General features: G+C 53.8%; 16 protein-coding genes. 9 read left to right on the top strand and 7 right to left on the bottom strand.

Features of this window, described 5'->3' with window-relative positions:
- The first annotated feature begins 372 nt into the window (after positions 1–372).
- From BJ917_RS31875 to BJ917_RS08785, 6 genes are all read left to right on the top strand, one after another.
- Entirely contained in the window at positions 373–1320 is a 948-nt protein-coding gene (locus BJ917_RS31875) for an asparagine synthase-related protein (protein WP_158602475.1), read from the top strand.
- A 290-nt stretch (positions 1321–1610) separates the two neighbouring features.
- Positions 1611–2273 carry an aminoglycoside phosphotransferase family protein gene (locus BJ917_RS32650; RefSeq protein WP_158602474.1) on the top strand — a complete coding sequence of 221 codons (663 nt, stop codon included), beginning with the start codon at positions 1611–1613 and terminating at the stop codon, positions 2271–2273.
- A complete protein-coding gene (locus tag BJ917_RS32645) occupies positions 2261–2728 on the top strand; it encodes a GNAT family N-acetyltransferase (RefSeq protein WP_121103129.1) in 468 nt (155 codons plus the stop codon). The genes BJ917_RS32650 and BJ917_RS32645 overlap by 13 nt, the downstream gene beginning before the upstream one ends.
- A 2-nt stretch (positions 2729–2730) precedes the next feature.
- The gene (locus BJ917_RS08795) at positions 2731–4467 is read left to right on the top strand and encodes an ATP-binding cassette domain-containing protein (protein WP_121103128.1); all 1737 of its coding nucleotides are present in this window, start codon (positions 2731–2733) and stop codon (positions 4465–4467) included.
- A gap of 243 nt (positions 4468–4710) precedes the next feature.
- Positions 4711–5106, top strand: a complete 396-nt coding sequence (locus BJ917_RS08790) for a hypothetical protein (protein ID WP_121103127.1) — start codon at positions 4711–4713, stop codon at positions 5104–5106.
- Positions 5107–5198: 92 nt separating this feature from the next.
- Positions 5199–6098, top strand: coding sequence for an alpha/beta fold hydrolase (locus BJ917_RS08785; protein ID WP_121103126.1), 900 nt, complete (start codon positions 5199–5201; stop codon positions 6096–6098).
- On the opposite strand, the gene BJ917_RS08780 is transcribed toward BJ917_RS08785, so the two are convergent.
- Entirely contained in the window at positions 6067–7050 is a 984-nt protein-coding gene (locus tag BJ917_RS08780; RefSeq protein WP_121103125.1) for a GlxA family transcriptional regulator, read from the bottom strand. The two genes, BJ917_RS08785 and BJ917_RS08780, sit on opposite strands and share 32 nt — an antisense overlap.
- A gap of 90 nt (positions 7051–7140) precedes the next feature.
- Between BJ917_RS08780 and inhA the strand changes: the two genes are divergently transcribed.
- Complete coding sequence (gene inhA / locus BJ917_RS08775; protein WP_121103124.1) at positions 7141–7824, top strand: isonitrile hydratase; 684 nt, start codon at positions 7141–7143, stop codon at positions 7822–7824.
- Between the two features lie 344 nt (positions 7825–8168).
- On the opposite strand, the gene BJ917_RS08770 is transcribed toward inhA, so the two are convergent.
- Positions 8169–8657 (bottom strand): SRPBCC family protein, encoded by a 489-nt coding sequence (locus BJ917_RS08770; protein ID WP_096509870.1) that lies wholly within the window; start codon positions 8655–8657, stop codon positions 8169–8171.
- A 160-nt stretch (positions 8658–8817) separates the two neighbouring features.
- On the opposite strand from BJ917_RS08770, the gene BJ917_RS08765 reads away from it, so the two are divergent.
- Entirely contained in the window at positions 8818–9219 is a 402-nt protein-coding gene (locus BJ917_RS08765; RefSeq protein WP_121103123.1) for a lysozyme inhibitor LprI family protein, read from the top strand.
- Positions 9220–9349: 130 nt separating this feature from the next.
- Here BJ917_RS08765 and peaD read toward each other — a convergent pair whose 3' ends face one another.
- The 4 genes from peaD to peaA form a co-directional block, all read right to left on the bottom strand.
- Positions 9350–10468 carry a quinohemoprotein amine dehydrogenase subunit beta gene (gene peaD, locus BJ917_RS08760; RefSeq protein WP_096509868.1) on the bottom strand — a complete coding sequence of 373 codons (1119 nt, stop codon included), beginning with the start codon at positions 10466–10468 and terminating at the stop codon, positions 9350–9352.
- A 24-nt stretch (positions 10469–10492) separates the two neighbouring features.
- Positions 10493–10816, bottom strand: coding sequence for a quinohemoprotein amine dehydrogenase subunit gamma (qhpC, locus tag BJ917_RS08755; RefSeq protein WP_008016081.1), 324 nt, complete (start codon positions 10814–10816; stop codon positions 10493–10495).
- Between the two features lies 1 nt (position 10817).
- Positions 10818–12248, bottom strand: coding sequence for a quinohemoprotein amine dehydrogenase maturation protein (gene peaB / locus BJ917_RS08750; protein WP_096509867.1), 1431 nt, complete (start codon positions 12246–12248; stop codon positions 10818–10820).
- Between the two features lie 82 nt (positions 12249–12330).
- Positions 12331–13911 carry a quinohemoprotein amine dehydrogenase subunit alpha gene (gene peaA / locus BJ917_RS08745; protein WP_096509866.1) on the bottom strand — a complete coding sequence of 527 codons (1581 nt, stop codon included), beginning with the start codon at positions 13909–13911 and terminating at the stop codon, positions 12331–12333.
- A 343-nt stretch (positions 13912–14254) separates the two neighbouring features.
- Between peaA and BJ917_RS08740 the strand changes: the two genes are divergently transcribed.
- Positions 14255–14611, top strand: coding sequence for a hypothetical protein (locus BJ917_RS08740; protein WP_096509865.1), 357 nt, complete (start codon positions 14255–14257; stop codon positions 14609–14611).
- 49 nt (positions 14612–14660) lie between these two features.
- Here BJ917_RS08740 and BJ917_RS08735 read toward each other — a convergent pair whose 3' ends face one another.
- Positions 14661–14915, bottom strand: coding sequence for a DUF1652 domain-containing protein (locus BJ917_RS08735; RefSeq protein ID WP_096509864.1), 255 nt, complete (start codon positions 14913–14915; stop codon positions 14661–14663).
- Positions 14916–15186: the final 271 nt, after the last annotated feature.

The raw sequence follows: 15186 nt of genomic DNA, 5'->3' as shown, positions 1-15186 counted from the left end.
ATCGAGTTAGTGACTGGAAACAATGGAAACGCACTCAGAATTATTGCATCCAATGAAGGTAGCATACCCATATATTTTTGCCAAAATAAGAACGCCATTTTTTTAAACTGGAATTTCAGGGAAATTACAACCACCAAAAAGTCATTAATAATTGACTATGAATACCTTGTAAAATCCACATTTGAGCCAATTTACACTAATCGAACAGCCTTCCAGGGTATATCAATGTTGACTGCGGGCTCTTCTTGCACATTTTCAGCAGAGTCATGCGAATACAAATACCCGGACCTTGAGACTCCACTCCCTCAATGTATAGAGAAAATCGACTCCGATAACGCCATCGATCTATTTCACACATTACTGAAGAACAAAATGGAGTTTCAGATTGGAGAGGCAAGCAACGTAGCGGTCGAATTAAGCGGCGGACTAGACTCTTCGACTGTCGCCATTACCTGTGCACTTTCACTTCAATCAAAAAAAACAAACACATATGGAATATTAATAAGCGATCCAACACTAGAAAAAAGTCAAAAAACACGAAGACAAAAAATTATAAGCCACATTAATGGAGATGATTATGCTGTAAAGATAAAAGATCATTTACCTTTAATTTCTTCACCCGCAAAGGATAGATATTATTTAAACTCAGAGGCGTATGGAGCGGCCTTTGAATCAATCTGGTCCCAAGCAGCCGCAGATGGACAATACGCCATTATGAACGGTTGTGGCGGAGACGAGTTATTTCCACAATTTTTAGAAGAAGATTTTTCTGGAGACCGACTAAGAAGCATTGATGATACATCTTGGGAATTATACAACCAGCTTCTAAATGATCGATTAACACCACAAACTCAAGACATTTTAGGTTCGCATTTACTTCCTTGCTCCCCCAAAAAAATTGTGGACACAGGAATGTTACTTGCAATGTCGCGAAGAGCTCCTTTACTCCTTAGTTATAACCTGGTGCCACTGTACCCTTTCCGGGATAACCGCATAATTAAGTTTTGCAACTCTCTCCCATTACACCTTCGACTAAACAAAACACTACTTACAGACCTACTTTGTAAAAAAACTCAGAGCAAGGCATTTTGCAACTACCCCAAAGAAACCTTCATGCATGCCGACAAGATGGCACTACTCAAACAAAAAGAACTCATCTTGAGTACGTTCAATAAAATGCACATTGTAGAAATCGGCCTAGTCGAGAGAAATTTACTCAAACGCGACCTAGAGCAACTGACCACACGAACACCGAGATACATCATGGACTACTTGTTGAATATTTTAGCGATTGAGCGTTTTCTGAGAGCTTACCTATGATCGGTCAAAACAGTTTGCTGCATGAGATATCACAGGGATACGCCATCCAGGCAGAACGTGCAGAGTTAATTTACAACGGTATAAATAAAATATTTCGCATATCAAACAGCACGAAGCACTTTATCCTAAAAATATTTAGAAAAAACGAACACACGAAATATCAAATATCGTTTGAACGAAATATGATGGCTCATCTTCTCATCAATAAGCTTGACTGTATTGAACCCATCTTCCCAGAATCCCACGAAGAACAAATTTAAGTATTTGACAATCAAACCTACTATGGAATTTTGAGTTATGAACACAATGGCACCACATACACCGCAAACAGTGCGCACGAGCTTCTTTTTGGCCGAGCCCTGTTAAAACTGCACAATTGCCCTGCTCCTCCATTCATAAACCCCAAAAAAAGTTCAACGTCCCCCAATCAAATAATAAAAAAACTCAGGAAAATTCGCGACTACCCTCAAGCAAATCTTCTTAAAAAAATCATAATCAAACTCTTTGAAGACATAGAAAAAACTTCCACTCCTCATACTCAGCACTTTAAACGTCACATATGCCATGGAGATGCTTGGCCAGGGAACGCGCTCTATTCGAAAAATCACTGCACATTAATTGATTTTGAACACACAAATATTTCCGACCCAGCATTTGATATAGCCACTTTCATGTGGTGGTTGACCGGAGTTGAAGACAAAGAAGAGCAGAAACTCACTATCTGGAATAATTTCACCTCAGGCTACGGCGGCACTATAGAATCATATATCAACAAATACACTCCAACACTAATAAAAACCAACCAATTAAGAAACTTGGTTTTTCTCCACAACAACATAGTCATTAGCGAAGAAATTTTAGAGCTAGCTCATCAACAAACCTCCGAGCTAATTATTAGATTAATACCGTATACGGACCTTGAGAAACTAGTGGACTCACTATGGAAAAATTAGCATTTCACATCAGATCTGCAGTCGGCAGAGACTTAGATGAATTGATAAAATTATATTCCGACGAACCTTCTATTGCACATTCTTCCGGCACACTAAGAGAAACAATACTTTTCCACCTTTTACTAACTGATAGCACTGCACCAACATACGTCAACATCGCACATATTGACGATAAAATATTGGCTCTATCTATAATCAGATTTCGATCAACCCTGAACAATTATGAAATAGAATGCATAACTAAGGAAAATTTTAGAAATCAAGGCATCGGATTCGCCCTTATCAACCACTCAATAAACCAGTGCCGAAAAAGCGGATATTCTACATTTATTGCAAACATCCTACCTGACAACTTTAGCTGCATACGACTATTTGAAAAACTAGGCTTCATGATCGACACAGCCACATCTAAAAACAAATTTATTACTTACCGTCTACGCATGAAAGAGCCATAACCATGAAAGATAATGGGTATAACGAAAATAAAAATGAATGGAAGATTGTATTCACTGCGCTGAAACCTAAACGACTCCAAATCGCAATTATAGCAGCATGCACTGCAATAATTTACATAACAAGCTTTACATTCCCCCTTACATTACAAAGGGGCATTGACGCAGCCCTTGCTGAAGACAGCAACAAATTTTATTTAATGGTCAGTTTATCCATCGGCGCTTCTTTAACTGAAGTTATATTCAGCAACTGGCGCCTTATAACAATCACAAACATTGGCACATATTTAGAGCTACTTCTTTGCGGTAGACTCATGAAAACCATTCTTAGCAGGGCCTATTCACAAAAGCAACTTTCGCCAGGAAATATTCTAAATGCAACGAACCGAATTTCCTACGTTAAGGAATTTGCATTACATACTGCACCACAAACCATTCTGGAAGTCGGCCAAGCCATCATATCGTTCGTCATTATCATTCATTTCAGCCCAATTATTGCGTTTACAACCGCCGTAATTATAGCACTCAGCGTGCTCACTTTAAAAAACCGATCATCTAACCTTTCACGTCAACTTAATGAGTATAATATTAAAGAAAGTCGTAAGCAAAACGCCGTATCCTCAATTGCTTCTTCCTTAAAAAACATCAAACATCATGCCTTAGAAAGTTTTTTATATAAAAGGACACTTCGCCATATCAAAAATGCCACAATGTCGTTGCGAATGCTTTTATTAACCAGCGGTACAATACAGTTCTGGGGCTCGTTGACCTCTCGTTCGCTCACACTCGTCATTCTAATTACCGGCAGCATCGCTATGGCATCCAAAGACCTTACTATTGGCGAATTTCTGATAATACAGCTCCTAGCAAGCCGGTTAAGCACATTACTTTCTGGCTCTAGCGATTTTTTAACTAAATATCAGGAAGCAAAAACCGCTCTTGAAAAAATTAGACTTCTAAACGAACTGCCTGCCGAGCAAAACCCCTTCCCCCCGAATCAAAAAAGGGAACTGTACAAAATTTTTTCATTGCACAACTTGACTTCACGACACTCTAACAACAACGTCGGGCTTGAGGACATATCGCTCGAACTATACAGCCCCGGATTTATTGTTTTTACTGGCGTTAGCGGTTCAGGCAAATCAACCTTAGCCCAAACACTTATCGGGTTATACGGATTCTCATCAGGTGACATTTATTATCATGGAAACACCGTGTCTGCACAAAACCTAAGAAGCCTTCGTAAAGAAATAGGCGTGACATCTCAAGATAATTATATCTTTTCAGGCACACTCAAAGATAACTTATGCTGCGGGCAAACAATAAGTAACTTTACAATCATGTACGTACTCAACCAAGTAGGACTGACGTCCTTCGTAGAATCCATACCCGATAAACTTGAGTATTTTATCGATGAAAATGGTAAAGAGCTTTCAGGCGGGCAAAAACAGAAAATATGTTTAGCTCGTGCGCTATTGAGGAATAGCAATTGTTATATTTTAGACGAACCAACCTCAGCATTAGACTGCGAATCATCTGCCGTAATTACAAACACTCTGATCAAACTAAGTAAAACCAAATTACTTATTTGTATCACTCACGACCCAAAACTCATGAAAAAATCTGACAAAATCTTCCTTATAAAAAATGGCTCCATTTCCACTTCGGGACATCACACAGAACTAATGACCTCATGTTCAGAGTACAAGAAGATATTTTCCATTGCCCAAAATATTTTTTAGTTCAACATACCCCCCACATAAAATTTTCAGGCAACCAACATAGCCGTTGCATTTGGATCAGCTCAAGCATTTAGAGCTGTTAAACACCTGCCTAAAAATGCTCGACTGTATTTAATTAATTACTCCACCGGTAACTTTTCCTACAACAAAATTCTTTGTTGCCAGCCGTTACGTCCCCACCTAACATCCGGTTCAACGGGCACAGCGGAGCTGTCCAACAAAACCCGAATTCAAGGAACCGGCATGACCCAACGCATCCACCGCAGCATCGATCTCCCCCTGCGAACCGGCCTGAACCGCGACGAGCTGTGGGAGGCGCACGACAAGGGTCTGATCAAGTGCTGGGAAATCGGTCGCCAGCGCGCCGCCCGCTTTCCCGACCTCGCCCGACAATGCCTCGCCGGTGAACTCCCGGTGCTCGGCTGGAAAGGTGGCGTCAGCCGCAGCTTGAAAAAACTCGAAAAGTACGGCTCGCTCAAATACCTCGCCCAATGGCAGGGTTTGCGTGGGGAGGATCTGGATGTGGATTTGAGCGAGGAACGGGCGCTGACCTGCTCCCGCACTGGGATGGTAGTGACATTCACGCCGGAACGGGCGAAGTACTTCAATCAGGTGGCGGAAGTTGAAGCCGTTGAGTAACGGCGCCAGGTGCGCGACCCTTGGGGTAATTGCATCGGGCTCAGGCAAACGCGGATCTAGCCTTTCAATAGGTCATTAATCGGGAGCTTGTCGTGGTCGATCATCCAGTAAAGGTCATCCAGACACCGTGGCTCAACCTCGCCTACGAAGAGCACGGCCCCGGCACCGGTGACCCGGTGATCTTGCTCCACGGTTTCCCCTACTCGGCCCGCGCCTATGACGAAATCGCCCCGCCCCTCGCAGCCAAAGGTTACCGCGTCATCGTCCCGTACCTGCGCGGTTACGGCCCGACCCGTTTCAACAGCCCCGATACATTGCGCTCAGGTCAGCAAGCAGCCCTCGCCCAGGATCTGCTCGACCTGATGGATGCCCTCTGCATCTCGAAAGCAGCCCTCTGCGGCTACGACTGGGGCGGTCGGGCGGCGTGCATCGTGGCGGCATTATGGCCGCAGCGGGTGCGTTGCCTGGTGACGGGGGATGGCTACAACCTGCAGGACATTCCCCGTTCGACCCGGCCACGGGACCCGGAAACCGAGCATCGCCTGTGGTATCAGTTCTATTTTCACACCCCGCGCGGCGTCGAAGGCTTGACGGAAAATCGCCGGGACTTGTGTGAACTGCTCTGGAAGCTGTGGTCGCCGACCTGGAGCCAAGGCCCTGAACGATACCCCTTGAGCGCACCGGCCTTCGACAACCCGGATTTCGTCGAGGTGGTGATTCATTCGTACCGGCATCGGTTCATGTATGCGCCGGGCGATCCGGCGCTGGAGTGGATGGAAGAGGCCCTGGCCAAGCAACCACCGATCAGCGTGCCGACGATTTCCCTGTGTGGTGCCGACGATGGCGTTGGCCCGGCACCGGAAATCGACGACGACCTCGAACACTTCACCGGGCGTTACGAGCGCCGGGTGCTGGCGGGGGTCGGGCATAACATTCCCGAAGAAGCCCCCGGGGCCACGCTCAAGGCGCTACTGGATCTGCTGCAGCACTGACGGAAAAACGTTCGCGATAGGCCTGCGGCGTCACGCCCATGGCCCGCAGAAAACAGCGGCGCAAGGTTTCTTCGCTACCGAATCCGCATTGCACGGCGACCCGTTTGATCGGCACGCCGGTATCGCTGAGCAGGCGTCGCGCCGTCTCGACCCGAATCAACTCGATGGCCCGGGCGGGGGTCTGGCCGGTGTCGGCGCGGTAGTGGCGCACGAAGCTGCGCTCGCTCATGCCGGCCTGCAAGGCCAGGTTCGGGATGCCGAGATCCTGGGTGAGATTTTCGCTGATCCAGGCGTGAAGCTCGTCGAACCGATTGCCTTCTTTCTGCAAGGACAGGGTTACGCTGAACTGCGACTGGCCACCGGGCCGCTTGAGGAACACCACCAGTTGCCGGGCGACTTCCAGGGCCATGTTGCGGCCGAGGTCGGCTTCGACCATCGCCAGCGCCAGGTCGATGCCGGCGGTGACCCCGGCCGAGGTCCAGACCGGGCCGTCGTTAATGAAAATCGGATTGGGTTCGACCTGCAGCGCCGGGTGCTTCTGCGCCAGTTGATCGCAGCGAGTCCAGTGGGTGACCACGCGCCGGCCATCGAGCCAACCGCTGGCCGCCAGCAAAAACGCCCCGGTGCACACCGATGCAACCCGCCGGCACCGCGCCGCGTGTTCGCGCACCCAGGTCACCAGTGACGGGTCCTCCGCCGCCGCGTAAACACCCCAGCCGCCGGCGATGATCAGGGTATCGCTGCCCTGCTCCGGCAACGGTTCGGCCAACAACGCCAAGCCCGCCGACGACATCACCGCCCCGCCACCACCGGCGATCACCGTCGGCGCGTAAGGTGTGGGTAAACCTAGCTGGCGGGCGATGTCGTTGGCCGAGGCGAACACCTGCAACGGCCCGGTGACATCAAGCAATTGCACATTGGCAAATGCGAGCACATGAATGGTTTTGGGCATTTTGGCGTAATTCGTGGGGTGATTGGCGTATGCGCCAAATGCTAGGCGCCTACAGTGAAGCCGTCCACCCACTTCAGGAGAAAAAACACCATGACCTTGCAGATCGGTTTTCTGTTGTTTCCACAGGTGCAACAACTCGACCTCACCGGCCCTTACGACGTGCTGGCCTCGTTGCCGGATGTGAAAGTGCATCTGATCTGGAAGGACCTGATGCCCGTCACCGCCAGCACCGGCCTGATGCTCAAACCCACCACCACCTTCGACGACTGCCCGGCGCTGGATGTGATTTGCGTGCCCGGCGGCAGCGGGGTCGGGCCGTTGATGGAAGATGACCAGACCCTGGCGTTCCTCAGGGAACAGGCCGCGACGGCGCGTTATGTCACCTCGGTGTGCACCGGTGCGCTGGTACTCGGTGCGGCGGGCCTGCTTAAGGGCAAGCGCGCCACCACCCACTGGGCCTATCACGAGTTGCTGACGCCTCTGGGAGCGATTGCGGTGAAGGATCGGGTGGTGCGCGACGGCAATCTGCTGACCGGTGGCGGTATCACCGCAGGCATCGATTTTGCCTTGACCCTGGCGGCTGAATTGTTCGATCAGGACACTGCCGAGTTGGTGCAATTGCAGCTGGAATACGCGCCGGCGCCGCCGTTCCGGGCCGGCAGCCCGGATACTGCGCCGGCCGGCGTGCTGGAGGAAGCTCGCCAGCGCGCCGCCGGGTCGTTGAAGCTGCGTGCGCAAATCACTGAGCGTGCCGCGGCGAAACTCGACTTGTAGGAGCGAGCCTGCTCGCGATGGTCTCAAGAGCACCGCGTTTTACCAGTCAACACGCGTTATCGTTAACGACCATCGCGAGCAGGCTCGCTCCTACAGGTAGAGTTTCGCCGGCCATTTTCATGCGCCCACAAAAAAACCCGCCGAAGCGGGTTTTTCCAAGACCATTACGACTCCCTGTCGTCAGCACTCCATGCAAATGGCCGATCATCCATGATCCTGAGCACTCCCTGTGCGTCAGTGGATGGGGCCAGAATACGCATCGGATCCAATCTGCAATAGACGACATAGCTACCATCGCGTGTAAGACATTCGCTATAGCACCCTTCCGAAAACCCTTAGATGCATCATTCACTTTCACGCTCGCGGGCCTTGGCGCTATCGACGAGAAAGTGCTCGAGCCTGCCCAATTGCTCTTCCCAGCCACGGCTGTCCATGTAATACGCTTCTTTTTGACGAATGTCGGGAATGTGGGCGAAACCTGACTCGGACACCTTGAGCAGCGTGCCGTCCTCGAAATCCGCCAGCTCGAACTTCACCAGCGTGGTGGGTTCCTGGGAGTAGTCGATCTTCGGATTCACGGCGTAGGGGTGCCAACGAAACGAAAACAACTGCTGCGGTTCGACCCGCTCGACCAGCACATTCCACAACACGTGTTCATAACCGGGATACGTGACTTGTCCCTGGGTCCACTCACCGGCAATGAAACGCCTGCCTTCGAGCGCGACACCGAACCATTGACCGAACGCCTCGGCATCGACCAATGCGCGCCAGACATGGGAGCGCGGCGACTTGAGCATTATTTTGCGTTCAAAACTATTGGGTACTGGTTTCATATGTCACCTCCTGTACTGAACAACAGTAGGCCTGTAAGACCACATGTCCAGCCCGAAAGTTGTATGAATCGGGTGTCAGTTGTCGCAATCGCTCTCTTTGCATCGCTTTTCGCTTCGCTACACTGCCCCCTATCCCCCTCTGATACAGCGAGTTTTCCCCATGCGCACACGCTTTTTCCTGGCACTGACGCCTTTGCTGCTCACCCAATTGGCCCATGCCGTGGACTGCGACAATGCTGCCGACCAGGCCACGATGAACCTGTGTGCGTCGCAGCAGCATGCGGCGGCAGACAAGGAGTTGAATGCGCTGTATCAACAAATCACTTCAAGGCTCAAGGGCAATCCTGATAGCAAGAAACTGCTGGTGGATGCGCAGCGTTCGTGGATTGCGTTTCGCGATGCCGAGTGCAAGTTTTCGGCGTCAGGTGTGGAAGGCGGGAGTGTTTATCCGCTGATCTACGGCAATTGCGTGACGGAATTGACCAAGGCGCGAGTGGAGACGTTCAAGACGTACTTGAAGTGCCAGGAGGGGGATTTGGGGTGTCCGGTGCCGGGGGTTTGATTTTGTGTTGTTTTTGAAGGCCTCTTCGCGAGCAGGCTCGCTCCCACAGTTGACCGCGTTCTTTCAGTAAGAATGCGGTAAAAATGTGGGAGCGAGCCTGCTCGCGAAGGCGTCAGCTCAGGCGCCGCCGTTACCGCACAAAAACCTGCGCAGTCGTGATCGCCATGTCCCCACCCGGCATCTTGATGCTGCCAATCTGTTTCAGGCTGTCGGCATCGAAGATCGCCACATCGTTGAACGTCCCGGCCAGGTAGATCTTGCTGCCGTCCTTGTTGAAGGAAATGCAGTAGTAGGAGTGATCGAGCGTCGCCGCCTGAAGCATCTTTTTCTCCTTGATGTCGTACTTGGCCAGGCGGTTGAGCACACCGAACATCAGGTTCGGGTCTTTCGGCGAGCGCATGCCGCTGAAGTAGATTTCCGTCAGGGGACCGAAGTCGGTGGTTTCGGTCTTGCCGGTCTTGAGGTCGATGCTGAACAGGCCGTACAGGTAGTCGGCGGTGGCAGGGTCCTGTTTCTTGTCCTTGAATTTCGCGGTGGTGTAGAGCAGCGAGAAGTCATGGCGATAGGTCTGCTGGTTCCATACGTAGAGCACATCTGGCGCGGCGTAGTTGGCGCGTTTCCAGTGACGGCTGGGGATCAGCACGTCGAACTTGCCGGTCTGCACGTTGACCTTGTAGATATCCGCCCCTGCCACGTACAGCGTGCCGTCGTCACCGCTCTGCATGATGGTCAGCTGTCGCGGCGCCGGGAAACTGCGCACGGGTTTGGCATCCATGCCGGCGTCGGTCTTGTACACATCGAGCCGAGGCTGCTGCACTTCGTAGTGATCGTTGAGCATCAGCGTCGGGTTGGCGATGGTGAACAGTTCCTTGCCGTCATGGCTGAGGGTAAAGGCGAACATGGACCTCGCTTTCTCCCCGGGCTTCTGGGTGATGCTGGCGTGGAACACCTGTTTGCAACTGTCCAGTTCGACGCCATAGACATCCGCGTAGTGATTGTTCAGCACGTAAGCGGTCTTGCGATCCGGCGACAGCTGCACGGTGCCCGGACCGAAGGCGTCCGGCATCTTGCAGGTCTTGAACAGCGTGTCGGTGGCCAGGTCGATCACGTGCAGATTGTTCGGATAATTGGTGGTCAACATGTATTCGTGACCGTCTTGCAGCGCGGTGTTTTCATCGGCCACAACGGTGAGCGAAAGAGTGCTCAGGACGGCGAACGCGGCCAGGCCGCAGGCTTTCAAATTACGCATGCTGGAATCCTTCTTGTTATCCGATCACTTGTCTTTCGGGAAGACAGTGCCGAGGTTGCGCCAGTTGTCGTTGGACGCCTGTGCATCCTTGTTCCAGTCCGGGTAGGTGCTCATCATGTCCGGCACCTGGGCCGGCCACCAGCACGGGTCGGAGCAGCCATACAGGTCGGCCTCCATCGGCTGGCACAGCGACGACACACCACCGAACGCATCGATTTCCCAGCCCGGGTCGGTGGTCGAGGCACAGCCCGCCACGGAGCTCATGGCCACCACTTCTTCGATGCGGTTCTCGTCCGCGGCCTGATCCAGCTTCAACGCTTTGTTATTGATTGCCTTGAGATGTTTCATATCAGTGAGCCTTGCGCGGAGTGATGTAGCTGCTGATGAACGCAGGGTTATTGGCCATGATCCGGGTGTAGACCTCGATACCGAAATCGACCCAGTCACGCATCAGTTCGCAGTAGTGATAAGTCGGGTGAGTCGGGTCGCCGTAACGGGCGTAGCTCTCGTGGTAACAGCCACCGGAGCACAGGTTGCGGATCTGGCAGTCTTCGCAGCCGGTATTGGTGCGGTCCAGGCGCTGGGACAGGAAGTCGTTCAACTCCACCTGTTTCACACCACTGTGGACGTTGCCGAAGGTCGGCAGGCTCGAACCGGTAAACCGGTGGCACAGGTTCAGCTCGCCCTTGTGATCCACCGCCAGCATCTTCAGGCCCGCACCGCACGGCAGGGCTTTCTTGTGGCCTTCGTGGATGTCGGTGATCAACTGGTGCAGGTTGGAGAAACCGATGTTGCGGTGCTCCAGCGCCGCTTCCAGGTAACGGCGACCGAGGGCCTTCATGTTGGCGAACACCTGCACCAGTTCATCGCTGGTGAGGTTGAAACTGCTGATGTCGCCGGAGGTCACCGGGGCGAAACCGACTTCGGCAAAGCCCAATTCGTTGAACAGGTGATCCCAGATGGTTTCAACATCGGTGACGCCAGTGGTCAGGGTCACCCGCGCGCCCACCGGACGGCTGTTGTAGCGAGACAGCAGCATCTCGGCCTTGCGCCGCACCACGTCGTAGGTGCCCTGCCCGCCCACGGTGATGCGGTTGCGGTCGTGCACGGTTTTCGGCCCGTCGATACTCACTGACAATCCGAAACGGTGGGCGTTGAGGTAATCCACGGTCTCTTCGGTGAGCAGCGTGGCGTTGGTGGTCATGACGAACTCGACGAACTTGCCGGCCTCGGCAAAACGCTTCTCGCAATAGTCGACCATGTACTCGATCAGCTTGCGATTGCTCAACGGCTCGCCGCCAAAGAACACCACGGTGAAACGCTCTTCGTCCGGGGATTCGCGCAGCAGCATTTCGACGGAAGCAATGGCCGTTTCGACGTCCATCTTCTTGCCGGCCGACGGCTTGTCGAGGTCTTCCTTGTAGCAGTAGGTGCAGCTCAGGTTGCAGCCGGTGTTGACGTTGAGCACCACGGTGTTGATTGCCGTGCGCTCAACGCGCTTGGTGGCGATGTCCGGGGTCAGCGGCGAGCCGTCGCTGACCAGTTCCAGGGCCATCAACTCGCGCAGGGTCTCGGTGATTTCCTCGCCGTTGAAACGCGCGGCCAGGCGCTGGATCAGGTCGTCCGAGGAACAGCCGGGGCCACGCAAGGTGTCGATGATGGTGCCCGTCAGTTCATCGCTGGCGAACAGCGAACTGCTGGGGATGTGGAACAGCATGCGGTCGGCGTCTACGTGCACTTCGTGCAGGTTGCGTTCGACCAGATTCAAAATTGCGCCCATGGCAAACCTCCTGTGCAAGCCCCGTTGTGCAGGGCTTGCGATCATTCCGAAAAGTGTCTGAATCGCTGACGATCAGGCCAACTCAAGGAATGGGTGGATTGTTCCAGCGTTGCACGGTCACGATCATGTGGCCTTCGCCGGTCAGGGATTTTCCTGCGTCGTCGACGGCGGCGATCACCTTGAGGTTGCCGGCATTGTTGGTGGACATTTTGCGTGCAGGGTTCGGCCCGGCATCGCCCGGGGTGAATACGCCCGAGTCGGCCTGCATGGTGCCTGCAAACTTGACGTCTTCGTCTTCCTTGGCGCGATCGTCGAAGGCCTCGACCTTCCACTGTGCCGGGAACACGCCGATGCGATACGGCTTGCCATCGGCGCCCTTGCCCCAGGCTTCGGCGTCGAAACGGCCCTGGACTTTCGGCGTCGAACCACCGCCCTCGCCGATCCGTGCCACGGAGAACTCAGGCACGACCTTGACCGCATCGATCTTGCTGTAGACCGAGAGTTGTGGCCCTTTCAGCGAGCCGACGCTGACCGCGCGCAGGCCCGGCTGGGCATTGGCGGCTGCCTTGAGTTTGACTTTGATCTGTTCCGGGCTCTGCGAGACGATTTCGACCACGTCCACGCCCTTGCCGAAGTTCGGCTTGCCGGCCAGGCCACTGCCGATCAGGGTCACTTCGGTTTCGCTGCCGGCCTTCAGATAACCCGGCTGCACCGCGAGCAATCGGCTGGAGCCCTGCTTGGCGGCGACGAAATCCAGACCACGCTCATCGTGCTCGGCCTCGAACATCCGGCCCTGCAGGGCGTTGCCCTGGGCGGCGAACACCTGGCGCATGGTCACGCCATCGATGGTCACGTTGCCGCGCCATTCGTACCCAGTGTAGAGAATCGCGCTGCCGTCACCGTTGAACGGCGATCCGTCGGCGTATTGGCCCTTGACGCTGACCTTGAAGGTGTCGTTGCCGTCGGCGGTCACGCTCATGACGCCGGCCAGTTCGCCTTTACCGGGCAAGTGACCGCTGAAGCTCCAGTCACCCACCAGTGCCTCGCTTTTCGGCGCCGTGCCCAGCCATTTTTTCCAGGCCGGGTTGTCCAGCGGATAACGCTTGGCCAGCAGCGGCACCATGTCTTTGCGAGCGATATCGAACCAGTCGCGGTCGCGGGCCAGCGCCTGGTATTCCAGTGACGGCCATTGGCCGAGGTGGAAGTTCACCAGGCGCTCCCATTCCTGGGCCGGACGGCGTTGCAGGGCGACCCGCGCACCGGAGTGGCAGCGACCGCACATCTGGCTGGTCTGGTCGTCGAATTTTTCCACGGTGTTGAGCCGGCGCTCCATCGCGTAGCGCACGCCGTCGGTTTCGCTGGGCGCCAGGCCCTGGGTGTCGGCCAGGTACTTGACCAGCGTCCGGCGGTCCTCATCACTGATCTGCAAACCGTGCATGGTCTGCATGCGGGCGATGCTCATCAGCCAGCCTTCCGGCGTCTTGCGCTGGTGACTGATGCGGCTCAGGGCGTTATTGGCTTCGGGGGTGTGACAGCCCTGACAGGTTTCCTTGAGGATGGTCTGGGCGTCGCGGGCTGCCAGGCTGTAGGGCGAATGCAGCGCCACACAAGCGGCCACGGCCAGCAGACTGGCACTCAGGCCTGATCGGAGTTTTCTCTTCATCAACGTCGAACCTCGCACGGTGCTTTCTTATTTTTGTTGCTGATCGTTTTTTTTGGTTTCTGCCGTCGGCTTTGATCCGCTGACGCAGGCAAGAGAAACGTCTGCAATGAGCAATACACGGAGCGTGCCAGCTTGCCGATAAGCTTCTTAATCAATCACTTGCGTTGATTTGACTGCACAAGGCCATGTCTGGAAGCGGTGGCTGGCGTCTAATATCGCGACAGCTGTTGCAGTCTGAGACAGCATAGATGCTCTACCGGAACAGCTCATCGGCCAGCCATTGACGGTCCGCGCCGGCGGGTGCGAAATGGTCGTTCACCGATTGCCAGGAAGGGGAAAAAAAATGGCAAGCATCACTGTCCTGGCGGGGGACTTTCTGCAGGGTGACGGAGATTACCGGGATGGCGTTTTTACCCTGAGAACGTCGCTGCACCCGTGGCCCGGCATAACGCTCCCGCTGTCGAAATTCAAAAACCTGGAAGTGGCCAACGAGGATTCGATCAACAACATCAAGGAAGCCATCGGCTTCGGCGTGGCGGGTGCCATGTTGCTCGGACCGATTGGCGCCTTCGCCGGCTTCATGTTGGCGGGCAAGGAAACCGAAGTGACTTTTCTGGCGACGCTCAAGGATGACAGAAAGCTATTGGCAGCCGCCGATAGCAGCACGTTCGAGGAAATTACTCGAAAAATGGCGTCATGAGGCTATCGACACAGGCCGCGCCACCGCTGTGGTGCGGCCGACGCAGATGTCAGTGGTAGATCGGTGGCTGAGCGCCTTTGTGCGATTCGATCTGTTGGCGCATTTCCGCCACCAGCGTGGCAATTCCGTGCACGGTGTCCAGTTTCCACAGGGGAACGTGGGTGGCTATCAGGTCCACCTGGCCGGTCATGCAATCGCAGACCCGAATCGTCAGGGACTGATCCGGTGCCATGCTGCAGGTGCACACCGAGGGTAGAAAACTGCGCTCTATGATGCTTTGAATTTCCAGGGGTGAAAGGTTCATCGCTGCCTCCCTTACGCCAGATGTGATGCCGGGAAAATGATCCCTCACTTCACCCACCGAACCAGAAAATTCTAGTCCTCGCCAAGGGCTGCCTCAAGATGGCGGACAGGCTGTTCGTCGTCTCACACGCTGTCGCGATTTGCGACAAAACCATCGCACCGCCAGCCTCTCCCGGTTTCAGGAAAAACCCCACCCAACAAGGGCCGGCCGGGCCTCTCGGACACTTGGCACAGCCATTGCGAAAGCCCTGTTCTCACGAACAACAAGAGGC

The sequence above is a fragment of the Pseudomonas sp. WPR_5_2 genome (genome assembly GCF_003634475.1).
Lineage (GTDB): Bacteria > Pseudomonadota > Gammaproteobacteria > Pseudomonadales > Pseudomonadaceae > Aquipseudomonas > Aquipseudomonas izuensis.
The sequence above is the reverse complement of the archived record's forward strand: the minus strand, read 5'-3'. Positions and strand labels throughout refer to the sequence as shown.